The sequence below is a fragment of the Caproiciproducens sp. genome (assembly GCF_053840905.1).
The window spans coordinates 101387-126142 of record NZ_JBNLXQ010000005.1 but is presented as its reverse complement, the minus strand read 5'-3'; the positions used below and the strand labels follow the sequence as shown (position 1 = coordinate 126142).

Here is a 24756-nt window from a genome sequence, read left to right as displayed (position 1 = left end):
TCCTCAAAATTCAGGGGTTCAGACATTCCAGGCGGACGTCGGCGCAAAGAAACGCGCCGATCCCGGCGGCATTACCCCGTCAGGACCGGCGCATAGGAGTTCTATAGAAGAGGAAAAAACGGCCGGTCACCAAAACAGCCCTTCTAACCGTTTTTATCCGGCTAAAAGGGCTGTTTTAAAAATGCAAAGAATTTTTAATCGAACGTTTTTGTTTCTCCGATTTTCATAAAGCACGGCCATTGCTCGATACTCAGCAAATCGGGATGCTTCTTAAAGTATTTCACAAAATCGCCGTTTGGATGAGCCAGATTATACCATCTTTCGCATAGCTCAATGATTTGCATGTGTGCTTCTATTTCCGTAACTTCGTCACGGGATAAATCACTGTAATACATAGAGGGCACCTCACACTGATACATGATCAGCCGTCATCATCCGGGCCTTTCCGAGAATCAGCATAACAGAGACCCAAAATATACTAAGGCTGACGACAAAAGAAAATTGAATACTGTTTACAAGTAAGAAGACAATTGTTACGATGAATTCTACGGAAAGAATGATTCTGGTTTTCATTCTGTAGTGGTGTACTTCAGCATCATCAAGTGGTTTATTGATGTTTTCTACAGGCGCTAAAATCACAACAATCAGGGAGGCTGGAATGACGACTGCAAGCGACGTGATAAATGCCATATAGCCCGGGCATAATTTCGTCAGCAACAGCACAAAAAGGATCATCAGCCACGATATCCCATAGCATCCCAGTTTGGTTTTGGCGTGGTAACCGCCCGCATAAACCCGAAGGAAGGAATACGATACGATAAATACAAAAGTCTCTAACAGCATACCGAGGAACAGACCGACGAAAAACATAGTGGAAAGATGAATTATTTTGAGGAGAGCGGTTTGCACTCCAAAAGAATAGAGATCCTTATCTTTTTCCGAGATCAAGCCGCTCTCACTCAGGGCCTTAACGATCCAGTTGGAAAAATTGGTCAGCATCAGAATTTTCTGAGGTTCTTTACCGCTTCAGGGAGCTTGTCCTGATAAGCAAGTAGTACGCAAGACGTATTGGCGGACTGGCGAGCTTCCTGCATCGCGATTTTAGAAACCAAATCCAGTGCCTTCATTTTTACATTTTTCTGACCGTTTTTCATTTTCAACACCCCTTGTTAATTTATTGACTCCATTATAATCGGATTTTGGCCGTTCACAAGGGGATTTCCCTAACTTACAGTTTTTTGGACTGAAATACAGATATTATGCCGTTATAGGAAAATAAACACATTTACAGATTGCTGTTTCTTCGGCTCACCGGAAAGATAATGCTTACAGAAAATTTGCCCTGTTCAACTTCTATATTAATATCTCCGTCGTATTTTTTCACAGAGGAATTCACGTTGGAAAGGCCGATCGCTTTATGGTTTTTCTTGTTGGAAAGGAATGTTTCTTCACTTTTTACAGGGATTTCCTGAATGGAATTGATGAGGTTAATAATAAACATATCGTGAAACTGATAGATACGCAGCTCTATTCTTTTTGTACTGTCGACAATCCTGTTGCACGCTTCTATGGCGTTGTCCAGTAAGTTGGCAAAAATCGCCGTAATGTCGATATCATCAATAAAATTCAGGTTCAGATTTTCCACAGAATAAACAAATTCGATTCCATCCAAATGGCAGATTTTCATTTTTTCATTGACAATGATATTTAAAATTCTGTTGTTGCAATTGAATTTCATCCCCAGTTCATCTACGATTTCCGATATTTTTTTAGCATATTCAAGGCCTTCCTCATTTTGACCCGCCGTGTAAAGCCGCTCGAACACTTTGATGTGATTTTTGATATCGTGCATGATTTTCTGGGAGTTATTATACTCCATTTCCAACTGCTGGTAATAATTGTATTGCATATCCATTCTTTGCTGAATCAAAACGATTTCATTCTCCAACTGATCTGATTTTGATACATTTTCAAAAAAATAGATCACTGCCAGATTCAGTATGATGGAAATCACCGCAAGCATCATCATAATAAAATGAGTAGTAGCCGGGTCAACCTTGTAGGCGGCCAATATCGCAATAAAATAAATAATCGCAACATTCGAGACAGGAAGCAAAGCCAGAAAAACATACTGTTTTTTATACAGATAGGTGATTTTCTGCCTTTTAAAACAAATGATCAGCAACTTACAGGCGGCAAACATAAAGGTCTGAACAACGATCACATTAAACAAAAAGACAACGGAATGATGATTATAAAGAGGAATCGAACCCGTTATAACCGTCAGTAAGGAAGAGACGAGTGCATCACATCCCGCAAAAGTAATAATAAATACGATAATGTGGAGATATTCCTTGACCTGCCTGACATTATAGAGATACGCGACGAGAAAGGTGATAACCACAAAATATGTAAAATTGAGGAACGGGATATCCATTAAGTTGATACTGATCCACAAGATTGTAAATAAAAAATAGGAAATGATCTTTGTCCTTTTTTCCAAAAATTGAGGTTCATACATTTTGTTCATGAAGTTAAATAAAATCGCTGTTCCGGCGCTGCACGATATTACGTAAGACAGCCATTTTATGGTTGTTTCTAACATATCATCATCTCTTTATTAACATATTAAAATTATTTTTTAAAAAAGAGTGAAATTCCGCTTTGAATTCCACCGATCTTTTCTGAGATATTGGAATTAAATCACCACTCGTCAGAGTAACGTCATATCCCTTGATACTCGATATATACAACAGATTAATCACAAAACTTTTGTGCGGCATGGAAAACCCATATGGCCTGAAGCTGTTGAAAATATTATTAATGCTATCATTAATTTTATAGGTTCTGTCCTTTGCCACAATTTCAATTTTGTGATCGCAGGATTCAAAATAATAAATATCTTCCAGATTAAGGGTTTTGATCCCTAAGTTCGTATCAAAAGTAAAGGTAATTTTACTTTTTTCCATTTTCATATATTCGATGGCGTCGTCCAACTGCTTGCAAATCGTCTCATAAGTAACCGGTTTTGTTACATATCCAAAGGCTCTGACGGAAAAAGCGTCCGTTTGATAGTTCGAAAAATTTGTTACATAAATGATTTTGACGTTCTTATCCCGCGAGCGGATTACTTTGGCAACTTCAATTCCATCCATTTGACCCATCTGAATGTCCAGAAAAATAATATGAAATTTTTTTGCGCTATGTAATAATTCCTCCCCTTTTGCGTATAAGCTTGTAAACATTCTGACACTTTTTTCATTGCAATACTTTGTAATCATGGTATTTAGCTGATCCAATTCGTATTTATCGTCATCGCAAATAGCAATTTCCAGCATATAATCACCTGTCTTTAATTCGTTTTTCCACTACATTACTTATTAAACCCATATCAAGTCGGATTGTCAAGATTCCTGGAAAATTTTGTATTGATTATGCGGAAATAAAAAGATCAACGCAAAATTTTACCCTCTCAGCCAAAAGGCTGAGAGGGTGTTTTCAGGAATTCGTATCTTTGTTCTCCGCGGAAATCCGGCAGGCGGCGTCCAGCATCCTGCCCTTTCCCCACTCATTGATGATTTCCAGCGCGGGCAGCAGCTGTTTGCAGCTTTCGGTCAGGGAATACTCCACGTGGGGCGGTATCCGGCAGATTTCCGTACGCAGCACCAGCCCGTTTTCCTCCAAACCGTTCAGTGACCTGGTCAGCATGATATTGGTGATCCCGTCCAGATGCCGTTTCAGCTCGTTATAGCGCATACTTTCCTTCGCGGAAAGCTCCCAGATAATCGGCAGCCTCCATTTTCCCCCGATGATTTCCAGAGCGTGTGCCACCGCGCACTTTTTGCCGTGAATCGATTTTATTTTTTCCTGTTCCTTTGACATATGATTTCTCCCGTTTCAAGGCACAAAAATGTGCGTACTTGCAGATATGTTCCCTACTGATATACTAATAGGGAAAGAGCCGCGCGGGGCGATTACAGGGCGCACTGCCGCGCGGAAAAAACAAAAAGGTGGAGATACAGATGAAATTCATGGAACTTGCACAGGACCGGTATTCCCTTCGCAAATTCAGCGAAAAACCGGTGGAGAAAGAAAAACTCGACCTTGTGCTGCAGGCGGGCCGGCTGGCCCCGACCGCCTGTAATAATCAGCCGCAGAAAATTTTAGTCCTTGAAAGTAAGGAAGCGGTTGCAAAGCTGAAGGGCTGCACCCGGTATCATTTCAACGCACCGATGGCGCTGCTGGTCTGCTACGACAATACGGTAAGCTGGAAACGCGACTACGACGGCAAAGACAGCGGGGATATTGACGCGAGCATCGTCGGTACCCACATGATGCTGCAGGCCGCCGAGCTTGGGCTGGGCACCACCTGGGTCGGGCATTTTGATCCCGAAGCCGTGAGAAAAGCCTTTTCCATTCCGGAAAATCTGGTGCCGGTCGCCCTGTTCCCGCTGGGATACCCCGCGGACGACGCCGGACCCAGCGGCCAGCACACAAGCAGAAAACCGGTAGAGGAAACCGTGTCTTACAACCGGTTTTCCTGAGATACGAATTTCCAATACAAACGCAAAAGGTCAGGAGGATTTCCTATGATTCAAAATGAAGTGCTGGACTGCATCCACAGGCGCAGAAGCACCCGCCGGTTCCAGGAGCGCCAGATCGAGCCCGAACAGCTGGAAACTCTGCTCGACGCCGCAATCTGGGCGCCCAGCGGAAGCAACAGCCAAAGCTGGCTTTTTACCGCTGTTCAAAACAGAGAAACCCTGCTTCAATTGAACGAAGTGGTGAAAGAAGGCTTCCAGAACTGGGTTCCGGACGACAATTATCCCGGAAAAGTCAGGGCTAAAGCCAGCTCGGAAAAGGAAAACTACAATTTTTATTACCATGCACCGACCCTTGTTATCGCGTCGAACCGGCCGGATTACGAAAACGCCATGGCGGACTGCGCTCTTGCACTGGAAAACATCTTTTTAGCCGCGCAGTCGGTTGGACTGGGTACCTGCTACATCAATCAGCTGCACTGGCTGAGAAGTGACCCCGGCGTGCGCGAATTTCTGTTTCAGCTCGGGATTCCCAGAGAACACACCATCTGCTCCGCGGCCGCGATCGGGTATATCGGCGCGGAGTCAGCCGCCCCGCCGCGCAAAGAAGGGACCATCCGCATGATCAAATGAGGGACTTTCCTTTCATACGCCGGGCGGCAGCTTATCCTCCATGAGACTGCGCAGATCGATCGTGCCTCCGTCCACCGCAAAGGTGCCGTCGCCGTTGGCATGAAAGGTCCGTCGCTCTTTCCGGTCGTAATCCATCCAGGCGCGTACGCCCTCCAGAAGGAAGATGCCCTGCGGTTCCAGATAGTCCGTTACACGGCATTCCAGACAGCCGAGGCATTCCGCAATCAGCGGCGCTTTTACCCGGGCCGCGGGCCGCGGCGTAAGCCCGAACTTCGCAAACTTGTCCGTTTGTTCGCCGGAGCAGTCGCCGATTGCGACCACCTTTTCCGCAAGGTCTACCGTGGGAACCGCAAGCACGCATTCCCCGGTATGCCTGAGCGCCTGAAAGGAATAATTCCACGGGCCTGTCGTCAGGGCAATCTGAGGGGTAAAATCCATCACCATGTGCCAGGAGAGGGTCATCACATTATTGCGGCCTTTGTCGTGCGTGGTGACCAGCAGCACCGGTCCCGGCTCAATCAGCATAAAGGCCTTTTCAATCGGAAGTTCCGTCAGAGACATTTTCCCACCGCCTTCTTTTATTATTTTGGTCCATGTTAAAGAACAATGTTGATACGATACAATTTCTTAAGGGAACTTGCTAAAAGTTCCCTTATTGCATATTTTACGAATGCAAAGCCCGTTAATAGTTATATTTGTGATTTCCGACGATGATTTTTTGAGTAAACACCTCATTTTCCCATGGTTTTCTGATCTCAATGAGATTTAAAACATCATAACCCCTCTTGGATAGAAAATTGATCATTTTATCATTATTCGGATGAACCCAGTTAAAGACGGTTGTACCGCCTAATCCCCTTGCAATATTCTCCGCTTCTTGATACAGTTTTGAGGCTATGCCACTTCTTCTTGCACTTTCAGAAACAAATATAGATTCTGCCCAAACTACGCTTCCATCAATTCTGCAAACTAAATAGCCCAACAGTTCATTATCCTTTTCAGCAACAAAAACAGGGTACTTTGCTTCCAGATACTCTCGAAATTCTTCCTTGGCCTGGTCTATTTTGGGCTTTGATGTAATCCCTTTCAATTGCTTTAACTCTACCCGAAACTGTGCGATTAATGGGGCTATTTTTTCTTCATCATCAATTTTCGCCAAATATATATTCATTATTCTCACCCCTGTCGCCAATCTACCTTATTTTACCATTGTTCATTTATTTACCGTTCCAGCAGCGCGAGCTGCGGAAGAGGGATGAACGGGTCCGGATTCTCAACATGTTCCCCGATCATTTTTTCCATCCAGATCATGTCGTACCAGGTGTGGAATTTATAGCCGCACTTGGTAAAATGAGCGACGGTTCTGTATCCCAGATGCTCATGAAAACCGACGCTTTCCTCATTGGAACAGGTAATGCAGGCATTGAGATTGATGATATTCTGTTTCTTTAAAATTTCTTCCAGCGCCTGATAAAGCTTTTTGCCGGTTCCTTTCGCCTTGCAGTCCCTTTTAATATAGACCGTGGTCTCCACCGCCCAATCATAGGCGGCGCGCCCTTTGAACGCGCAGGCATAAGCATAACCGACGACGGAGCCGTCCCGCACCGCCGCCAGGTAAGGATATTTTTTCAGGGTATTGCGGATTCTCTGCGTAAATTCTTCGACGGCCGGCACATCGTATTCAAACGTAATCGCCGTATCCGTGACATACGGCGCGTAAATGTCCAGTATCTGCCCCGCGTCCGATTCCGAGGCCATGCGAATGGTGATCGTTTTATCCATAGCAGGTTTTTCCTTCCGCTGAGTGATCCTATTAAAACAAAGGATCACTCAGCGTCTTTTTTCTTTATTTTACCACGATTTGAGGGAATTGGAAATCAGCATGATCATAATTCTTACAATAAAAGCAAACATGCCGCCCCCATAACGGAGCGGCATATCGCAAGAAACTTTCATCCGGAAGACTTATTACTATCTCTGGGCCCAAATTACTCATTTCTCATAGCACCCCACTATTTTACTAAAAAAGGGACGGGTTTGCAAATGTAAATGATGGCAGGAAATCATGAAAATGATACCTGCCGCCGCCCGGATGCCCCAGCCGGGACCCGGCTCATCACCCGGGCGGACGGCTCCACCTGCACAGCAGGTCCGAAAGCAGGTCGATCGCGACAAACAGGGCAAAGCCCACGATGGAAATCACGATAATTCCCGTATACATATCGATGTAATCAATTCTTGACCACGCATCCAGAATGTAATAGCCCATGCCGTATTTTGTTCCGTAGCCCTCCACGAAAAACAGCACGGATACCGCGGTTCCCAGAGAAACGCGGATGCTGGTGAACAGCTCCGGCAAAATGGCGGGCAGCGTGATATGCCGGATGATCTGCGCGGGGCCCGCTCCCGCGCTGACGGTTACCAGATAAACGGAGGGGTCGATGCTGCGCACGCTGTCCCTGGCGGCAACAATCACCTGAAAGACGACAATCAGAAAAATAATGGCGACCTTGGAGCCGTCCCGCATGCCCCAGAGGATCATGGCGACCGGCAGAAAGGCCGTCTTGGGAATGGGGTAGCTGAAGTAGATGAGCGGATACAGAATCTTGTTGGCGCTTTCGGAATACGCCATCAGGATTCCGACCGGGACCCCCACCGCAAGGGAGAGTCCCAGACCGGCCGCGATCCTTTTCAGGCTGGCGAGGATATGGAGGAAAATATGGTTTGAAAAAGCGGCGCCGAAGTTCCGGTAAATGACCGCCGGGTCCGGGATGACCGTTGTGCGCATCAAAAGATACGCCAGAAACCAGAGGACATTTAAAAGCAGGAAGCCCTGCAAAAACAGCAGGCACTTATTCAGCAGTCTGTTCAAGATCGCCCCGCCTTTCGCCCTCCGGCCCTAATTTTTCATGAAGAACCCGTTTCTCGGTCAGGTAATCCGCCGACTCCGGGTCGGATTGCCCGAAATAAGGATTTTTCATCGAATACCGGAGCACTCCGCGGCGGTTCCCCATGACCACAACGGTATTTCCCAGATACAGCGCCTCTTCAATGCTGTGAGTAACCAGAATCGTGGTCGGCCGGTTCCGCTTCCAGATCCGTAAAAACAGCTCCCGCGCGTCCTGACGGGTAATCGCGTCCAGCGCGGAAAAAGGCTCGTCCATCAGAAGCAGGTCGGGGTTGAAAATAAACGCCCGCGCAAGCGCCGCGCGCTGGACCTGTCCGCCGCTGAGCTGCGCGGGATACCGGTGCAGCAGCCGCGAAACCTCCAGCGCGCCGCAGATCCCGCCGATCTCCCGCCTGCGCTCTTCGGTAATAGGCTCTTTTCGGAGTTTGAGCGGAAGCAGGCAGTTTTCCCCGACCGTTTTCCACGGCAGCAGCCCGCAGTTCTGGGGGATCACCCCGATCTTATGCGTTCTGGGATTCAGCGGCCGCTTTTCGCCGCCGGTCACGCTGGATACGCTGCCGCCGTCCATGGGGAGCATCCCCGCCAGCGCGTTGATCAGCGTCGACTTGCCGCAGCCGGAAGGCCCGAGTACGGCAAGGACCTCCCCCTGCTCTATTTGCAGGGAGAGTCCTTCAATCACCGGCGTTCTGCCTTTTTTTGTTTTGTAGCTGACCGTTACCTGATCGATTACAAGCATCTTGCTCTCCATAAACTTCCGCCGTTACGATGCGGAATAAACGTCATACACCATCTGGTCATACTGCAGGGTCGGCTTGCAGAGGCCCTTTTTGCCCGCCCACTGCACGGCGTTCTCCACTTCCTCTTTGGTGGGAAGCTTGCTGGTACGGAAGGGCTTCACCGTGATCTTGCCGATCATTTCTTCCGGGTAGCCCACCGCCTTGATCACGGTTTTTTCATATTTGCGGATATCCGTATGGTTCATATAGTCCACGGCCTCGTTATAGGCCTGATACAGCTTGTGGATCGCGGCGGCCTTGCTGTCCAGCGCGGTCTTTGAAAATGCGGAAACCGCCGGGTACAGCCCGAACTGGTTCGCGCTGCCCAGATAGACGGCGCCGTCGTTCAGCGCCAGAGTGGCGAAGGGCTCCGGCAGCAGGCCGAGGTCGATTTTTTTATTGCGCAGAAGCTCCAGACGGTCCGGAATTTTCGGCACTATTTCCTTCACAACGTCGTCGCCGGTCATGTCATTGTGGCTTAAAATATCTTCCAGCGTGTATTCGATCAGCGTTTTTTCGGAGATCGCGATGCTTTTCCCTTTGATCTGGCTGATGTCCCTGATGCCCGTGTCCTTGCCGGCTACAAGGATGTAGTCCCCGTCGGTAATCCCGGTGATCTTCACGTCCAGCCCGGCGTTCTGATACATGCAGACCCCGATAAAATCGGTCAGCACGCCGTCCAGTTCCCCCGCCTGCAGGGCGGCGTCGCGATCCTTCGCGGAGGTAAAGACCTCCAGATCGAGCCGGAAGCCGTATTTGTCGGCGAGCTTGTTTTCATTGATCAGCACATAAGGAATCACGTCGGAGGACGACATCATCCCGATGCGGATGACCGGTTTCTCCATACCCCCGGACACACTGCCCGACGTACTGCCGGCAGTGTTTTGCGGTGCGCACCCCGCCGTGAATACCATTAACAAAAGAACGAAAACTGCTATGATTTTATTTTTCATGGTTTCCTTCCCACCTTTGATAACAATCGTTTTCAATTTCAAGGCTGTCCAGCACCTTGCCCGCGACAAAACCGACGATCTCGTCCAAAGTCTGCGGATGCCCGTAAAACCCGGGCATGGCGGGCAGGATGGTCACGCCGAGCTCCGAAAGCTCGGCCATCCTTCTGAGGTGAACCGTCGACAGCGGCGTTTCCCGGGGGACCAGCACCAGCCTGCGTTTTTCCTTGATCATGACGTCGGCGGCCCGGGTCAGAAGCGTTTTGGTGATGCCGCAGGCGATTTCGGCCACGGTGGACATGGAACACGGCAGAATCACCATGGCGTCGCACCGGAAAGAGCCGCTCGCGACCGGGGAAAACATGTTTTCGTTGTCTTCTAAAACGATCTTTGCCCTTCCGCCGCCCCAAAGCCGCGCCTTTTCCCCCAGAACCGCCCCGGTTTCATAGGCCAGCACTTTGCGGCCCTGTTCGGAAGCAATCAGATGGATTTCCAGCTCCTGCTGCGACAGTGCTTCCATCACGCGCAGAAAATACACGCTTCCGCTCGCCCCCGTGATTCCCACGATGATTCTCTTCATGTTATCCCTTCCTAAATAAACGCATCCAGAAGCCCGAACACCAGCAGGACGATGCTCACGAGCTGGTTCACGCTGTAGGACGCAATATTGACGTGGGTCAGATTGTCGGGCGACACCATCCGGTACTCCGCGGCAAACAGGGCGGCGATGACCGCCACACCTACATAATAGATCACTCCGAACCGCGGCACAAGAAGCCCGATGACGACGAGGCAGATCAGGGTGACGACGTGGAACAGCATGGCAATACGCAGGGCGTTTTTCACGCCGAAGGCAACGGGGATGGAATGCAGCCCGTTCTGCCTGTCAAAGTCATAATCCTGCGAGCCGTAGATAATGTCGAACCCGGCGACCCACAGGGTATTGGCGGCGCCCATAACGAGCGGGACCAGTGCGGGCTTTCCCGTGACGGCAAGCCACGCGCCGACCGGCGCGCAGGCGCAGGTAACGCCGAGGATCAGATGGCACAGAAAAGTGAAACGTTTGCAGTAGGAGTAAATAATCAGCAAAAACAAAGCGACCGGGGACAGGGCAAAGCAGACCCAGTTCAGCCGGTACGCTCCGTACAGCATAACGAGGAAACAGACCGCGGTAAAAACAACGACCTCGCCTTTTTTCATTTCTCCCTTTGGAATCTGGCGGCCGGCCGTGCGCGGATTTTTCGCGTCGATCTTCGCGTCGATCACGCGGTTGACGGCGTTCGCGCCCGTGCGCGCCCCCAGAAAGCAGACCACGATCCAAAAGACGGTGGAAACGCCGGGAAGGCCGTTCGCGGCCAGCACCATGGAAACCAGCGCAAAGCTGAAAGAAAAAATCGTGTGCGAAAACATGACCAGCTTGCCGTATGATTGAATCTTATCGATGATTTTAGTCAATCCCATATTCGTTCCACCTTTTGTCGACCTGCCGTTTCATCGCGTCCGTCATGACGATGTCATCCGGCCAGGGGCGGGTCAGGCCCTCCTGCTTCCATTTTTTCGTAGCGTCCACCCCGATCTTGAAATCGATGACCGCAATGTCCCTTTTGGCGTCTATATTATTGAACACCTTCCACATAACGGTGGAAAGGTCCCTCGTATTCACATCCTCGTCCACCACGATCACAAACTTATCCGGGTGGTTCCAGAGGTAATTCTCGACCAGCTCCCTGCCCTTTCCCGGGCGGTCCTTGCGGACGGGCAGGATCCTGAAAGTATCGGTAACCTCGTCGTTGAAGCCCTTTGCGGGGCTGGCGGCGTCGATTCCCAGCCGGCACCCGTACAGCGCGCGGTTGGAGGAATGATCCAGCGCGTCCAGCGGACCTTCCGAAAAAAGCAGGCTCTGCGGCCCGCTGACATTTTTCAGCACCGCGTCCCGCACGGCGGCCAGGTTCTGAACGTCCACGGATTCGTCCACGGCGACAATCAGCTTCGTATACATCATCTGCCCCATGCCCCAGATCGCGTTCATCACTTTGCGCGCGCAGCCGGGGTATTTGTTTTTGATCGAAACAATGGCGCAGTTGTGAAAAACCCCTTCCAGCGGCAGGTTCAGGTCCACCAGCTCCGGAATCTGCATCCGCAGCAGCGGGAGGAAAATACGCTCCGTCGCCTTCGCCATATAGCAGTCCTCCATCGGCGGCTTGCCCACAACCGTGGCGGGATAGACGGCTTCCCTTTTATGGGTGATGCAGGTCACATGAAATTTCGGATAATAATCCGCAAGGGAATAATAGCCCGTATGGTCGCCGAACGGCCCTTCCAGCACCGGTTCTTCCGCGGGGTCGACGTAACCTTCCAGCACAAATTCGGCGTCCGCGGGAACATAGATGTTATTCGTAATGCATTTGACCATTTTGACCCTTTTCCTGCGCAGCCATCCGGCCAGCATCATTTCATCCAGCATTTTCGGCAGCGGCGCGGTGGCGGCGTAGGTAACGGCGGGGTCGCACCCCAGCGCGACCGAAACCGGCATCCTCAGGTTCTGCTCCGCGTAGCCGCGGTAGATTTCGGAGCCGTCCTTATGCTTGTGCCAGTGCATCGCGGTGGTGGTGCTGTCAAGGACCTGAAGGCGGTACATTCCGGCGTTCTGCCGCTTCGTTTTCCGGTCCCTTGTAAAGACGACGGGAAGCGTAATAAACGGTCCCGCGTCCTGCGGCCAGCACTTCAAAACGGGCAGGGAGGACAAATCCACGAACCGTTCCACCACCTGCTGGCATTCTCCCCGAAACAGGCTTTTCCGCGGAAACGCGCTCAGCAGGCGGAACAGATGGGGAACACTTTTGATCAGCCGGGGAACGGACAGGCGGTTGACGATATCCAGATACTTCTGGATATCGTCCGCAATGTCGTCCAGCTTTTCCACGCCCAAAGCCATGCTCATTCTCTGATAGCTGCCCATCGCGTTCATCAGGACGGGATACCTTGACCCGTTTACCTCCTGGAACAGCAGAGCAGGACCGTTGGCTTTGGAAACGCGGTCGGTGATCTCCGTAATTTCCAGCTCGGGCGACACGGGCGCGTCGATCTTTTTCAGTTCCCCGCTCGTTTCCAGTTTTCTGATAAAACCCTGAAGGCCTTTGTATGCCATCCGCGCATTCCCCATTTGCTCCATACTTTTTGAATCCGTGAAATTCAGCTCTTGATATATTTCTGAAAATGGTCGCTGTATTTGATCTCGTTGTCGGGAAGCACCCAAAGCGCTTCCGTATCCGGCAGCGTCCTGATATAAGCCAGCCCCTGCTCGTAAGGGACGTTGAAAATCAGCTTGCAGCAGATATCCGCCATACCGGAATCCGGCGTGATAATGGTGACGGCTTTAAAATAAGTAGACGGCATCAGGGTTTTCGGGTCTATGATATGGTGGTAGGTCTTGCCGTCCACCGTGTAATACCGCTCGTAAATCCCGCTGGTCACAACGGATTCATCCTTGATATTGATCGTGCAGAGGGATTTTTTCTCGCTTTCCTTATCCGGGTTCTGAATCCCGATATTCCAATCCTCCTGATTGACGCCCTTGTCGCCGATGGCCCGCACATTGCCGCCCACACTGAGAAGTGCGGATTGATAGCCGTGTTCCATCGCGATTTTCGCCACTTGCTCCGTCGCGTAGCCTTTTGCGATTCCGCCGACGTCCAGACTCATCTCCGGGTCTTCTAAATATACCGTGGAAGCTTTTTCATCGATGACGACCTTGCTGATATCCGTATGCTTCATAGCTTCTTTCAGGTCGGCCATGGGGGGCAGGGCCGCGTTTTCCGGGTCGTCTATCCCCGCTTCCCTGTACTGGTGCCATATTTTCAGCACCGAACCCAGCGCGATATTGAAAGCGGAGCTGTTGTCCGCGCTTTCTTTTTTACCCAGCAGGAGCATATCGATAATCTTCTTATCTACCTTGACCGGCTTCTTCCCCGCGTTGTCATTGATCGTTTTGATGTTGCTGACGCCGGGGTAATCATGATAAATATCGTAAAGCTCATGGTAAACCTTTAGATTATTATAAATCAAATTGGAAAGGTTTGTAAACTCCTCTTTGGTTTCCGTATAAGCCACAATTTCCGTCATGGTGTCGAAAAGCTGTAAAAATTGCGCTTCATAGCGTGTTTTCTTACTGGTATCGCAAGCCGGAAGCGGAACGATCAGCGCCATGGCGAGAATCGCCGAAATCAGTTTTTTCACCCGTTTTCCACCTCAAAAAATGGAGAGGTAGAAATGAATCTACCTCTCGCGAATCACTTTGTGAATGGGGCTTTCCCTTTATTTTGCGCCGGAAACAGCCTGATCGATAACCTTGATGAAATCGCCGACATGGATGGTAACGGAGGCGGTCAGTTCCTTATCGGTCGCTTTGCCTTCGGAGTCAACGGCAATGCCTTTGACCTCGTCCAGCGTTTTGCCGACTACATACTTCGCAAACGCGGCGGCTTCTTCGTTCCACTCTTTACCGATCTTGGAAGCCGCCTTCTTCATGCCGTAAGCTTCGCCCAGCTCGTCCTTCGTCTTCTGCTCCGCTTTCAGGTCGGACGTGATCTTGCCCGCTTTGGAGAAGTTGACTTTGGTCTGGGAAGCGTCGATGATGCAGCTGGTGATTTTGCCGTCGGCGCCGGCGGTGGTAACGGTGTAGTAGGAATCAACCTGCGCAAGGCCGTCCTCGGCACCGGCGTCCTTGGAGCTGGCAATGCCGGTCTCAATGCCGAGGCCCAGCTTGTCGCCAGCCTTTGCGCCGTTATCGGCTGCATTGGCGACTGCCTTTTCAACGGCGGCGATAAAGTCGCCGACATGAATGGTAACGGAGGCGGTCAGTTCCTTATCGGTTGCTTTGCCTTCGCTGTCGACGGCAATGCCCTTGACCTCATCCGCTGTTTTGCCGACTACATAGCCTGCAAACGCGTCGGCCTGCTCGTTCCATTCCTTTTTGATGCCGGAAGTTTTGCCAAGGCCGTACTCCGCGCCGAGTTCCTGCTTGGACTTCACGACGGTATCAAGCGGGGTCAGGATTTTGCCGGCGTCGGAGAATTCGACTTTGCTCTGGACCGCGTCGATCAGGCATTTTGCGATTTTGCCGTCCTGGTCTACCGCGACGGCCACAACGGTGGAATCCGTCTCCGCAAGGCCCTTTCCGTCTTTGACATCCGTGGATTTCGCGACAGAGGTAACGACGGCAAGACCTGTTTTCCATGTACCGGACGCCGGGGCCGACTCAGCGGCCTGTGAGCTCACGGCGGGCTGGGAAGCCGCTGCGGAGCTGGCCGCGGTGTTGCTGCCGCATCCCGCAAAGCTGACTGCGGTAATTGCTGCGGCTAAAAACGCTGCTATTGCTTTTTTCATATTTTCCTCCAAAATTTCAATTTATTTACTGAAGCCGACCTTTTTTAAAGCCGGCAGAGTAACCTTGAGCAAGGCGGATGTCGCCGCGCCCGCTATCACGCCCGACAGCAACAGCACGGGGGCGTACGCCCACAGAAAAAGATTCGTATATAAAAGGGAAACCGCAGCCATCTGCCCGATATTGTGAAAGACTGCGCCCAGAATACTAATCATCAGGTAAGAGATTTTTTCCTTGAAGAGAAACAGAAACAGGATCATGCCCAATACGGAAAGAAGGCCGCCGCAAAAGCTCAGCAGCGCCGCGACCGCGCCTCTGGTCAGGAACACAAAGACGGATTTCAGCACCGCCAGAAGCAGCGCTTCCTTTTTTTCAACGAAAAAAAGGGAATACATCACCACAATATTGGACAGCCCGAGCTTGACGCCGGGAACCGGCACGGGAATCTGCAGCTGGTTTTCGACGACGGACAGCACGAGGATCACCGCAAAAAGAAGGCCCGTCAGAACCATCCGTCTGATCCTCAGGGAGTTGATCTCGCGTTTCGTCAGATTTTTGTCTTCAGCCATTTTTGTTTTCCTCATCCAATCACAGCGTCCAGGTCGTCCGAACTGCGCTGATCCTTTGCCACTATTTTCATTACGATGCCGTTCGGAAGGCAGGCCGCGCTCTCCCCGACCGTGTGGAGCCTGCCCGCGTGGATACAGACTTTATCCGGGCAATTGGATTCCTCAAAGCAAATGCTGCCGTCTTGAAAAACGTGAAAAATCACGTTCTTATTCTGCGCAATTGAAAAGCGCTTATCCACTCCCGCCGTCAGATCGACCGTGTCCGCCAGCTCCGATTTGTAATAGATTTCGGCTTTCGCCGCTCTCTTCCCGACGATGGACTGATAGGAAAACCACGCGGCCGCACAGACCGCAAGCGCAACGGCAAGAATCACAAAATCGCTTTTTTTGACAAATTTCATCGATAAACCCCGTCTCAGTTAAAAAAACCGCCGACAAAAATCAGCAGGCAGTTGGTACCCACAAGGAGGATGTAATTTTGGACCGAAAGGACAAACGTTTCCTCTTTCTGCTGTTTCTTTTTGAACCGGTTAACATTGTTCCTGACGGGAACGATCGTCAGCAGGGACAACAGGCAGACAGAAGGCAGGATTTTCAAAAGCACCATCCCGACAACCGAGAGATACGAAACGGAATACAGCCCCGCGAATACGGACAGGGCTTTTTCGCCAAGATAATACGGGAGCGTGTATCGCTTTGCCCGGATGTCTTTTTCCAGATCGCACAGGTTGTTGGCGAGCATAATATTTGCGGTCGCGCAGGCCGGCGTTACCGAAAGCAGCGCGAGCGAAAAAAGCGGAAAAAGATTCAAATCCAGATGAACCGTTTGAAAATCAAGCGCCAACGTAAGGAAGGTTCCCGCGGGCATATTGATGTACAGTAACAGGAAAGGGATAAACAGCCCGTAAAACACGCCGGAAAAAAGCTCTCCCAGCGGCTGACGGGAAAGGGGAATCGGGCCCCACGAATAGAGCACCCCGAACAGAAAGCACAGCCCGCCCAAAAGCAGCACGACCGCGTCCGTCAGAAAGGCCAGAGTCAGCCCCAGAGCCGTACTGGCCAAAAGCAGCAGAAAAATGACCGCCTTCGCCGTCGGGCGGCGGAAAGGCAGAACCTCTCCGGCCGTTTTGGCTCCCTCATAATTATTGATCGCCGTAGCGGTTAAATCAAAGAGAAGCATGGAACCGAAAAAGAGCAAAGTCAATGTCCAGTTTACCGGCTGCTTTTTGTAAAAAAGATACGCAAGCGCCGTCAAAAAGGCAAAGACGCTGGTGATTTTCGTCCGCAGCTCCACAAAATCAAAAAACCTTTTCAGCATTGTTTTATAACCCGCGGTAAGCTTTATCCAAAACAGACTGAAGCCTTTCTTTTTTCGTTTCGGAAGCGCCCAGCTTCCGGATGATTTGAAAGGCCTTGTCGTAATACTTTTTTGAAACCGCCTTCGTGTAGCTCAGGCCGCCCGTTTCCGCCACGGCGGCATTGATCTCCTCCCGGGAAAGCTTTTCCGCCCTCGCCTTTTCCTTGAAAGCGGCGCGCGTCTGAAACGCGTAGATCAGCGGAAGGGTGATGACGCCCTGCTCGTAGTCGGACTGGACCGGCTTTTTGGCCAGCTGCCGCGGCGCTTCAAAGTCGATGCAGTCGTCGGTAAGCTGAAAGATCATGCCGATCAGATGGCCGAGACGCATGTATTTCTCCACCGCATCCTTCTCCTCCTCGCAGAGGATCGCCCCCGCGTAAAAGGAAGCCTCAAAGAGGGCCGCGGTTTTTCCGGAGATAATCCTGAGATAGCCCGCAATGGAAAGGTCCAGATTATCATTGTTCTGGTTCTGCCGCAGCTCGCCCAGACAGATCCTGGTCATGTAATCGGGAATATTGAAGTCCAGATAATCCCTCTTGTTCGGTATGGAAGCAGCCTGTTCCAGAGCCAGGCAGAAAAGGTAATCCCCGCAGATAACCGCGGTGCGCTTTCCGTATTTTTTCTGGAGAGTGACAAAGCCCCTGCGGAGATCGGCGTTGTCAATGACGTCGTCATGCACCAGCGTGGCCAGATGCAGAACCTCTATCGCGGAAGCGAGCTTCACCGCGTTGGGATGAAGCAGCCCTTCCCTGTTTTCGGCACAGGCAAGCAGCGAGCGGGAACGGAGAAACTTGCCCCAGGAAAGCGTCAGGTGCTGCGTATAATTGCGGATGGGTTTGGGAGAGGCGGACAGCAATCTGCCCACCTCCTGTTTTACCTGTTCCGCCGCATCGTCAAAAGTAAGAAATTCAGCCGCGGCATTTTCTGCAGTGTGTTCATTAATCATTGTAAATATATAACTTTCTTGCGAATTTTACATTTTTCCAGTGCTTTTTCAGATACGGCATCGCGTAATAGTCCAGTCCAAAGACCCTGCCTCCGCCGATCAGGACCGCGATTGCCGCGAAAATCATCCAGAAGGTGTTGAGGTACAGGCCCGTGGTGCAGACGAACATGACCTGAAGAACCAGCGAAAGTCCGGAGGACAGCGTGGTAAACAGGCCGCCGATCAGCGACAGGCCGATCAGGATTTCCGCAGCCACAATAAAGATCTGCATAAAAAGCTGCACTTTGGGGTTGGGAAGAATAAACGTATTGACAAACCAGTTCATCAGCGGCACGTCAAGCTTGAACGCCAGATCGTTCAGAGTGGATTTTGCCAGCTCCTTGCCGCTTACAAAGATCACCTGGAACCAGCCAAGGAAGCTGAAATTCATCAAGACCTGCCCGACAGCCGCAGCAGCGGCGCCCGACGCCTGACCGGCCGCGCCCGCGGCGCCCGACGTGGCGGAGGAAATCGCGTCTACCGCAGCGGAAGCCGCTCCGGCTACCGCGTTTACTACATTCACCGCACCGGCGGCCGCAGTGGTGGTCGCGCTGCTTGTCGCGTCCGGCGCGGCGCCGCCGGCGGCCGCACCGCTCAGAATGGTGTTGTACCATGTGTTCGCGCCGCCGAAGAAGCCGGTCAGCTGGGGAGAATGGAACCAGCCCTCCACAATCTTCATAACGCCTTCATACAGCCAGACCATCCCCAGCCAGATCCGGAGAGCGACGAGCAAGAAGCTCGGGGTCTTATTGGAGAAGTGGCCGCCGACAAAGCTTCTGTCGTGGCGCACCGTAAAGAACTCATGCTTCATATAGCTGAAAATCTTGTTCCAGCCAAGAACCTGAATGAAATAGATGATGTTGATAAAATGCTTCGCGAACATGGCGAGGAAGGACGGAAGGCTGAACATATGGTTCGGCAGGCCGACGTGGGCGACGCCGTAACGGCCGCCCACACAAACCATGACCCCGTGGAATTTCGGTTTGTACTCTTCCATTTCGCCCGTGCCGGTAAGGGCGGCGATGATATTTCTCGCGGCGACACCGGAGCTTTGCTCGCAGTTTTCGACCAGCTGCGGGACCGGCGTCTTTTCGCCTTCCGGCGTATAAAGGATATCGTCGCCGACGACATAGACGTTCGGGTTATCCACGGAGCGCAGGTAAGCGTCAGTCTGGATCCTTCCGCGGCGGGCCGACTGGAGCACCTTTGCCGCCTCGCCCGCGATTTCGGCGCTTTCGATTCCCGCCGTCCAGATCACGGTGCCGGCAGTTTCGCGGGTGACCGTCTCGCCGCTCTTGATTTCGATATAGTCTTCGCCAATGCTGACAACGCCGGCGTTCAGCTTGAGACCAACGCCCATTTTGGAAAGGCGTCTTTCTATTTTGTTGGAAAGTTTGTCAGGTAAAATCGGCACGATGCGCGGAAGGACATCCACGTCGTAAATCGTGACGAGGGAACGGTCTATTTCGTATTTGTCGCAGAGGACCGGCACATACTCGGCCAGCTCCCCCACCATTTCAATTCCCGTGAAGCCCGCGCCCACGACATAAAACGTGAGCAGCTTTTTCTTTTCTTCCGGATCGGCCGTGCGGGCGGCTTTCCTGAAGAACTCGTGGATATGTTCCTTCAGATGCACGGCGTCCTCGTACGACCACAGCGTGTGGGCGTATTCCTCCGCCCCCGGGATGCCGAAGAAAGTGGGTTTGGAGCCGGCCGCAAGCACAAGGTAATCGTAGCCGTAGCTTTCGCTGATTCCGGCTACGGACTTCTGCTCAAAATCAATGGACTGAACCGTATCCAGCTTGACGTTTACCTTTCTTCCGGCAAACACCCTGCTGAGGCTGATCTTGATACTGTCTTCATCTACCCGTCCGGCAGCCACCTCGTGCAGCTCGGTCAGCATGGTGTGGAACGGATTTTTATCAATAATGGTAATGCTGACATCCTCTTGCTTTTTCAGCCGTTTGGCTAATTTTTTCGCGGTCAGCAACCCCGAATAACCCGCGCCGATAATAACGATTTTTTTCTCCATAGCAATCCTCTTTCAAAATAAAGAATAATTCACAGGGAAACCTGACAAGAATCCTAATATATATAAAACATACCTCGACAATATTATAACAATCAATTTCAATAAGTCAATATGCGTAAATTGACAAATAAAGCCGCCATATTGTTGGAAAAACAAGGGAATACAATCGAATGAGACAAATTTATGAATGTAAATAATAGGAATTAATATTATTTTATTAAGAAAATCATAGGTAAAATTGTTGCCTCCCTGAAATCGCTTTCACAGTGTGAGACATACGATAAAAATTTAACTCTTAAAAAATTTTTTTTAATTCCCACCCGATTCCTCTGAAAAAGCCCTCTGAAAAACAGTCCATCCCTAAACGATCCTCCGCGGTGCGGCTGCGTACAGCGGAGGATCGGATTCCTTTTCCTTCAGATATGAAAGCGGGCGGCGCGGGGCGCCGCCGGTTCCGTTTACGCGGGCTTTTCCGCCGCTTTCCTCTGCATGCGCGCCCTGATTTCACCGCCCGTCCAGATCATGACCGGGATGACGAGCTGGAAAGGAACGGCATAAATTTTATAGATCTCCAGAAAGTTCGTCATTTCCATCGTGTTTCGGTAAAGAATGCTGCACAGGGCAAGCGTGCAAAGGCTGACCGGGAGCACCAGCTTCCGGCAGTCCTGTATATTGAACAGTCCGGCCAGCCCTTTGGACGCCGCCAGAAGACAAACGGTAATTTTGGTGATTCCGCCCAAAATAAAGTTCGTTGAGATAAAGCCTTCCACTCTTGCAAGGAAGTCGGTGAGGCTGATGATTCTGGCGGCAGAATAAGAGGGAAAAAGCTGCACCTTCAGCATGGCCGCGCCCAGCGCCGCGATATTTCTCAGCGCGACAATCAGCATGATGAGGGCCCCCAGCACTTCCGCCCATACATATATTTTAAAAGGGCTGTCCTCTTTTTTAATGGAATCGGCCAGAGCCAGAAACAGCACGGTTTCGGCAAACGGAAAGCTGAAAACCCCATAGGAGCTCGTCAGAATCGTTTTTGTGCTGTGTTCCATAACGGGCAGGAAATTATTCATGTTCAACTGATTATACAGCAGGATGACCGTAAGAAACATAAAGGAAACAATGAATACCAGGCTCAGCAAAGACCATTTCCCCAACGTTTCCACTCCGCTCCTCGCCATATAGATCGTGACCAGAATCATAACAATCATCAGTGCGAGCTGAGGAGTCTCCGGCATCGCCGTTATTTCGACATACTCGGAAAAATTCCGCAGGACCAATGCGCCCAGGTGAAGCGCGTACCAGGTAAACAGTGCGGTGATGATTTTGCCGCCAATTTTACCGAACAGGATTTCCGCCGCTTCAAAGATATTTTTTTCAGGAAACAGTTTGATGATTTTTGCGTAAACCAGAACCGTCGGAATGGTAATGACCTGAGACAGGAGCAGAGAAATCCAGGAATCCTGTCCCGCCTCGGAGTTTCCTCCCAGCACGACGCTGCTCCCGCAGATATAAACGGTGAGCACGCATATGGCCTGACGCATTGAGAGATACTGTTTCTTCATCGGAACCTGTTCCTTTCCATGTCATTGGGTATTTTACGGTTTATAAAAGGTTTCAACAATCTGCCGGATGGGACCGGAAGGACCGGGAAGCACGACGTCGAACGTATACAGGATCAGGACGCAAAAACTGACCGTGAGCAGGATGGAATAAATCCACGTTATCTTTTTTTCACCGCTTTTGGCAACAGGGATAAAGTCGGTGAGGACAATGATCAGATACAACGCGATTACGATAAAGGTCATCAAGGGGCACACCCACTTTCAACTGTGCTTGAGAAAAGCGGTATTGACAATATTCACTTTGGACTGCACCTCTACCTGTACGGTCGGAAAGATTTCGTCCCATTGCGGTTTCAGCTGCTTCCAAAGCTTCAGGTCCTTTTTATAGATCATTTCGCCAAATCCAAAAATATCCGAATCGTACTCCGTCTGAACTTTGTGAATCACGCCCTCGGTCTTTTCTTTGATCATTTTCTGTGCTCTTTGCTCAATTTTGCCGGTCGTTTTTTCATCCAGCAGATCGGTATCCGCTTCAGATTCATCCACAAAGACATCGGTGTCCGTCTGAAGAGTCACCTTCAGCTTCCCCTCTGAATAAGAATAGGAAGATTTCGTTGTGCTCTCTGAAATTTCGAGCGATACGTCCGGGTCGCTCTGCTCCGCAGAGGATACGGTCAGGATTCCGCCGTGAAGGCCGTCCACCGCAGCCAAATAATATCTGCTGTCCTCCGGGGACAGGCGCCCCACCATTTTATTCCCTTTGAAGACCGCTTCGCCGTCTGCTTCCACGACCGTTTCCTCATCGTTTTCCACGGTGCGGAAAACCGGAAGGGCGAGGGAACGTCCCTCGCTTTTCAGCGTGCTGAACGCGCGGTACAGCTGGACGCTTTCGACGGTCCCCACGGTGCTTTGGTCATCGTCAAGAATCTTCTTGATTTCATAGGCGACAACCGAGTTGTCAAGGCCGTCGATCGTCAGAACATCTTTCGCCGTTCTTTCCTCCGAAACAATAACATCTACCGTTTCACGGCATTCCGCATCGGATAAAAACCAGACGAGCACATTGTCCAGCTTACCGCTTTTGGCAAGTTCATTCCCTACGATCAGGATCTCGTTATTGCCCCAATACAGCTTGTTGAGCAGCTTCTTTTTTGCGTTCCTGACCGCGTCCATCACCGTTTTTCCCCGCGATTCCACGAGTTTGGCCTTGGTTCCCGCTTCTGTCTGGGAAGTGGTCATATCGATGACTTCACAGCTGAGCAAATACTCCTGGGTGGCCGGATCCAGGTCTATTCCCACTCCCGCAACCAAAGTGATCTCGTTCAGTCCCCGGTAACTCCAGCAGCCCGGCAGGGAAATCAGCAGCGCAAGGCTCAGCATCGCGCAGGCGATTCTCTTACTCATGATTTCCTCCGTTGCTTTCTCCCGGAGGGCTCTTCATCCGCACAAGATCGTTCGTCATCGACTTTGTCCTCGTAAGCATTTCCCACCAGGGCGCCCTGATAAAGGTATCCTTGATTTCCTGGAACTGAAGCGACCCGCTGAAGGTGAGCTGGGGAATCCCAAACGAGTGCAGGTTCAGTATATGGATAAGCACGACCGAAAAGCCCAGAACAAACCCGAATAACCCAAAGCAGGTAGCCATCGCCAGCAGGAACAGACGCATATAAATCACCGGCGCGTTCATTTTGGGAACCAGCAGGCCGGTGATCCCCGTGAGCGCAACGACAATGATCATGGGAGCGGACACCAGCTTGGCGTCCACCGCGGCTTGTCCGATGACAAGAGCTCCGACAATGCTGAGCGGCTGTCCGATATTGGACGGCATACGGATTCCGGTTTCACGCAGAATATCAAAAACGGCGAGCATAATAAACGCTTCCGCGGCGGCGGGCAGCGGCACGCTCCTTCTGGAGCTGGCTATGCTGATCAAAAGCTGGGTGGGCAGCATCTGCTTCTGGAACGCCACGATCGCGACATAAAGCGCCGGAACGCCGACCGTCAGGAAAAATCCCACGATGCGCACAAACCGCGACAAAGAGGTATAATAAAAGCTCAGGTAGTAGTCCTCGCTGCTCTGAAAGTTTTCGATGAAAAGGTAAGGGACGGTCAGGACGACCGGCGTTCCGTCCAGAAAAACGGCGATCCTGCCTTCCAGAAGCTTTCCCACGACGACGTCGGGGCGCTCCGTATACCCCGTCGTGCGGAAGGGGGACCACAGGGAATCCCTGGTCAGCTCGGTAATATAGTTGGTGTCCAGAACTCCGTCGATATCGATCCGTTCAAGACGGCGGTAAAGCTCTTTCAGAATATTTTTGTTGACAATCTTGTCGATATAGCAGATACAGGCTTTGGTCCTTGTAACTTTTCCCATCGTGGTAAATTTCATTTTCAGCTCATTGGTTCTCACCTTGCGGCGGACCAGCGAAAGGTTCTGGATCAGGGACTCGTTAAACCCCTCCCTGGGTCCCGAAAGGATTTTTTCATTTTCCGGCTCGTCCATCGAGCGGGTATTAAATCCTTTGGAATTCAGAATGACGGCTTCCTCCACGCCCTCCACAAATAAAATGGTGTCGCCGTAGGTGACGGACTCCACAATTTCTTTGATTTCCTTCGTCTTTTTGATCTCGTCGATGAAAACGACGCTTTCGATCAGCTCGTCGGCAAGACGCCCGTCCGGATGCCGGCCGACCGCGTCGGAGAGCATCAGCGGCCTGATGATATTTTCGTTGATGATCTCGGAATTGACCACGCCGTCGCAATAGACGATGCAGTATTTCAGGTCCTTGTCGCGGTTGTTCTGAAAATACCTGACAATCAGGATGTCCACATCGGTAAAAAGCTTTTTGATGATTTCCACATTGCTTTTCATGGAACGGCTTAAACTGTTTTCATTCAGTTCCCTGTTGAAATGCTCAACCTGCTCGTTTACGATTTCTTTTTTTCGTCTCGTTGAAAAATGGAACATATTTGACCCCCCGCGTGAAACAATTATTTTTATTATTGCATCATCGCCGAGAAAATATGTAAATGGCATCGAAGTTCCGCAAAGCCCTGTCCTTC

Annotated in this window: 28 protein-coding genes; 2 read left to right on the top strand and 26 right to left on the bottom strand. The window is 50.8% G+C overall.

Annotated elements, in window-relative coordinates:
- Nucleotides 1-194: 194 nt before the first annotated feature.
- From ACQGQ5_RS06655 to ACQGQ5_RS06630, 6 genes are all read right to left on the bottom strand, one after another.
- On the bottom strand, nucleotides 195-395 hold the full coding sequence (locus ACQGQ5_RS06655; RefSeq protein WP_455735777.1) for a hypothetical protein: 201 nt from the start codon (nucleotides 393-395) through the stop codon (nucleotides 195-197).
- Nucleotides 396-405: 10 nt separating this feature from the next.
- A complete protein-coding gene (locus tag ACQGQ5_RS06650; protein WP_455735776.1) occupies nucleotides 406-999 on the bottom strand; it encodes an accessory gene regulator ArgB-like protein in 594 nt (197 codons plus the stop codon).
- Nucleotides 999-1154 carry a cyclic lactone autoinducer peptide gene (locus ACQGQ5_RS06645; protein WP_455735775.1) on the bottom strand — a complete coding sequence of 52 codons (156 nt, stop codon included), beginning with the start codon at nucleotides 1152-1154 and terminating at the stop codon, nucleotides 999-1001. Before ACQGQ5_RS06645 ends, ACQGQ5_RS06650 begins: the two co-directional genes overlap by 1 nt.
- Nucleotides 1155-1285: 131 nt before the next feature.
- A complete protein-coding gene (locus ACQGQ5_RS06640; protein ID WP_455735774.1) occupies nucleotides 1286-2437 on the bottom strand; it encodes a sensor histidine kinase in 1152 nt (383 codons plus the stop codon).
- Nucleotides 2438-2609: 172 nt separating this feature from the next.
- Nucleotides 2610-3338 carry a LytR/AlgR family response regulator transcription factor gene (locus ACQGQ5_RS06635; RefSeq protein WP_455735773.1) on the bottom strand — a complete coding sequence of 243 codons (729 nt, stop codon included), beginning with the start codon at nucleotides 3336-3338 and terminating at the stop codon, nucleotides 2610-2612.
- A 160-nt stretch (nucleotides 3339-3498) separates the two neighbouring features.
- Nucleotides 3499-3882: a winged helix-turn-helix transcriptional regulator gene (locus tag ACQGQ5_RS06630; RefSeq protein ID WP_455735772.1), complete on the bottom strand. Its 384-nt coding sequence runs from the start codon at nucleotides 3880-3882 to the stop codon at nucleotides 3499-3501.
- A 140-nt stretch (nucleotides 3883-4022) separates the two neighbouring features.
- Between ACQGQ5_RS06630 and ACQGQ5_RS06625 the strand changes: the two genes are divergently transcribed.
- Together ACQGQ5_RS06625 and ACQGQ5_RS06620 are read left to right on the top strand one after the other, a co-directional pair.
- Complete coding sequence (locus tag ACQGQ5_RS06625) at nucleotides 4023-4544, top strand: nitroreductase family protein (RefSeq protein ID WP_455735771.1); 522 nt, start codon at nucleotides 4023-4025, stop codon at nucleotides 4542-4544.
- 45 nt (nucleotides 4545-4589) lie between these two features.
- Entirely contained in the window at nucleotides 4590-5174 is a 585-nt protein-coding gene (locus tag ACQGQ5_RS06620; protein ID WP_455735770.1) for a nitroreductase family protein, read from the top strand.
- Nucleotides 5175-5186: 12 nt separating this feature from the next.
- On the opposite strand, the gene ACQGQ5_RS06615 is transcribed toward ACQGQ5_RS06620, so the two are convergent.
- The 20 genes from ACQGQ5_RS06615 to ACQGQ5_RS06520 form a co-directional block, all read right to left on the bottom strand.
- Nucleotides 5187-5735 carry a flavin reductase family protein gene (locus tag ACQGQ5_RS06615; protein WP_455735769.1) on the bottom strand — a complete coding sequence of 183 codons (549 nt, stop codon included), beginning with the start codon at nucleotides 5733-5735 and terminating at the stop codon, nucleotides 5187-5189.
- Nucleotides 5736-5856: 121 nt separating this feature from the next.
- On the bottom strand, nucleotides 5857-6345 hold the full coding sequence (locus ACQGQ5_RS06610; RefSeq protein WP_455735768.1) for an N-acetyltransferase family protein: 489 nt from the start codon (nucleotides 6343-6345) through the stop codon (nucleotides 5857-5859).
- 50 nt (nucleotides 6346-6395) lie between these two features.
- A complete protein-coding gene (locus ACQGQ5_RS06605) occupies nucleotides 6396-6956 on the bottom strand; it encodes an N-acetyltransferase family protein (RefSeq protein ID WP_455735767.1) in 561 nt (186 codons plus the stop codon).
- A gap of 334 nt (nucleotides 6957-7290) precedes the next feature.
- Nucleotides 7291-8046, bottom strand: coding sequence for an ABC transporter permease (locus ACQGQ5_RS06600; RefSeq protein WP_455735766.1), 756 nt, complete (start codon nucleotides 8044-8046; stop codon nucleotides 7291-7293).
- Nucleotides 8027-8830 carry an ABC transporter ATP-binding protein gene (locus tag ACQGQ5_RS06595; protein ID WP_455735765.1) on the bottom strand — a complete coding sequence of 268 codons (804 nt, stop codon included), beginning with the start codon at nucleotides 8828-8830 and terminating at the stop codon, nucleotides 8027-8029. The genes ACQGQ5_RS06600 and ACQGQ5_RS06595 overlap by 20 nt, the downstream gene beginning before the upstream one ends.
- A 12-nt stretch (nucleotides 8831-8842) precedes the next feature.
- Nucleotides 8843-9811, bottom strand: a complete 969-nt coding sequence (locus tag ACQGQ5_RS06590; RefSeq protein WP_455735764.1) for an ABC transporter substrate-binding protein — start codon at nucleotides 9809-9811, stop codon at nucleotides 8843-8845.
- Complete coding sequence (locus ACQGQ5_RS06585; RefSeq protein ID WP_455735763.1) at nucleotides 9801-10388, bottom strand: UbiX family flavin prenyltransferase; 588 nt, start codon at nucleotides 10386-10388, stop codon at nucleotides 9801-9803. Before ACQGQ5_RS06585 ends, ACQGQ5_RS06590 begins: the two co-directional genes overlap by 11 nt.
- 11 nt (nucleotides 10389-10399) lie before the next feature.
- Entirely contained in the window at nucleotides 10400-11269 is an 870-nt protein-coding gene (locus ACQGQ5_RS06580) for a UbiA-like polyprenyltransferase (protein ID WP_455735762.1), read from the bottom strand.
- On the bottom strand, nucleotides 11256-12956 hold the full coding sequence (locus ACQGQ5_RS06575) for a menaquinone biosynthesis decarboxylase (protein ID WP_455735761.1): 1701 nt from the start codon (nucleotides 12954-12956) through the stop codon (nucleotides 11256-11258). Before ACQGQ5_RS06575 ends, ACQGQ5_RS06580 begins: the two co-directional genes overlap by 14 nt.
- Before the next feature lie 44 nt (nucleotides 12957-13000).
- Nucleotides 13001-14044, bottom strand: coding sequence for an FAD:protein FMN transferase (locus ACQGQ5_RS06570; RefSeq protein ID WP_455735760.1), 1044 nt, complete (start codon nucleotides 14042-14044; stop codon nucleotides 13001-13003).
- Between the two features lie 78 nt (nucleotides 14045-14122).
- On the bottom strand, nucleotides 14123-15193 hold the full coding sequence (locus tag ACQGQ5_RS06565) for a hypothetical protein (RefSeq protein ID WP_455735759.1): 1071 nt from the start codon (nucleotides 15191-15193) through the stop codon (nucleotides 14123-14125).
- 21 nt (nucleotides 15194-15214) lie between these two features.
- Nucleotides 15215-15760: a Gx transporter family protein gene (locus ACQGQ5_RS06560; protein WP_455735758.1), complete on the bottom strand. Its 546-nt coding sequence runs from the start codon at nucleotides 15758-15760 to the stop codon at nucleotides 15215-15217.
- Between the two features lie 11 nt (nucleotides 15761-15771).
- Nucleotides 15772-16161: a NusG domain II-containing protein gene (locus ACQGQ5_RS06555; RefSeq protein ID WP_455735757.1), complete on the bottom strand. Its 390-nt coding sequence runs from the start codon at nucleotides 16159-16161 to the stop codon at nucleotides 15772-15774.
- Nucleotides 16162-16175: 14 nt separating this feature from the next.
- On the bottom strand, nucleotides 16176-17078 hold the full coding sequence (locus ACQGQ5_RS06550; RefSeq protein ID WP_455735756.1) for a UbiA family prenyltransferase: 903 nt from the start codon (nucleotides 17076-17078) through the stop codon (nucleotides 16176-16178).
- Between the two features lie 4 nt (nucleotides 17079-17082).
- Nucleotides 17083-18063 carry a polyprenyl synthetase family protein gene (locus tag ACQGQ5_RS06545; protein WP_455735755.1) on the bottom strand — a complete coding sequence of 327 codons (981 nt, stop codon included), beginning with the start codon at nucleotides 18061-18063 and terminating at the stop codon, nucleotides 17083-17085.
- Nucleotides 18056-20134: an NAD(P)/FAD-dependent oxidoreductase gene (locus tag ACQGQ5_RS06540; protein WP_455735754.1), complete on the bottom strand. Its 2079-nt coding sequence runs from the start codon at nucleotides 20132-20134 to the stop codon at nucleotides 18056-18058. The genes ACQGQ5_RS06545 and ACQGQ5_RS06540 overlap by 8 nt, the downstream gene beginning before the upstream one ends.
- A 458-nt stretch (nucleotides 20135-20592) precedes the next feature.
- A complete protein-coding gene (locus ACQGQ5_RS06535) occupies nucleotides 20593-21693 on the bottom strand; it encodes a GerAB/ArcD/ProY family transporter (protein ID WP_455735753.1) in 1101 nt (366 codons plus the stop codon).
- Between the two features lie 33 nt (nucleotides 21694-21726).
- Nucleotides 21727-21936 carry a hypothetical protein gene (locus tag ACQGQ5_RS06530; protein WP_455735752.1) on the bottom strand — a complete coding sequence of 70 codons (210 nt, stop codon included), beginning with the start codon at nucleotides 21934-21936 and terminating at the stop codon, nucleotides 21727-21729.
- An 18-nt stretch (nucleotides 21937-21954) separates the two neighbouring features.
- Nucleotides 21955-23097: a Ger(x)C family spore germination protein gene (locus ACQGQ5_RS06525; RefSeq protein ID WP_455735751.1), complete on the bottom strand. Its 1143-nt coding sequence runs from the start codon at nucleotides 23095-23097 to the stop codon at nucleotides 21955-21957.
- Nucleotides 23090-24661 carry a spore germination protein gene (locus ACQGQ5_RS06520; RefSeq protein ID WP_455735750.1) on the bottom strand — a complete coding sequence of 524 codons (1572 nt, stop codon included), beginning with the start codon at nucleotides 24659-24661 and terminating at the stop codon, nucleotides 23090-23092. Before ACQGQ5_RS06520 ends, ACQGQ5_RS06525 begins: the two co-directional genes overlap by 8 nt.
- Nucleotides 24662-24756 lie beyond the last annotated feature (95 nt).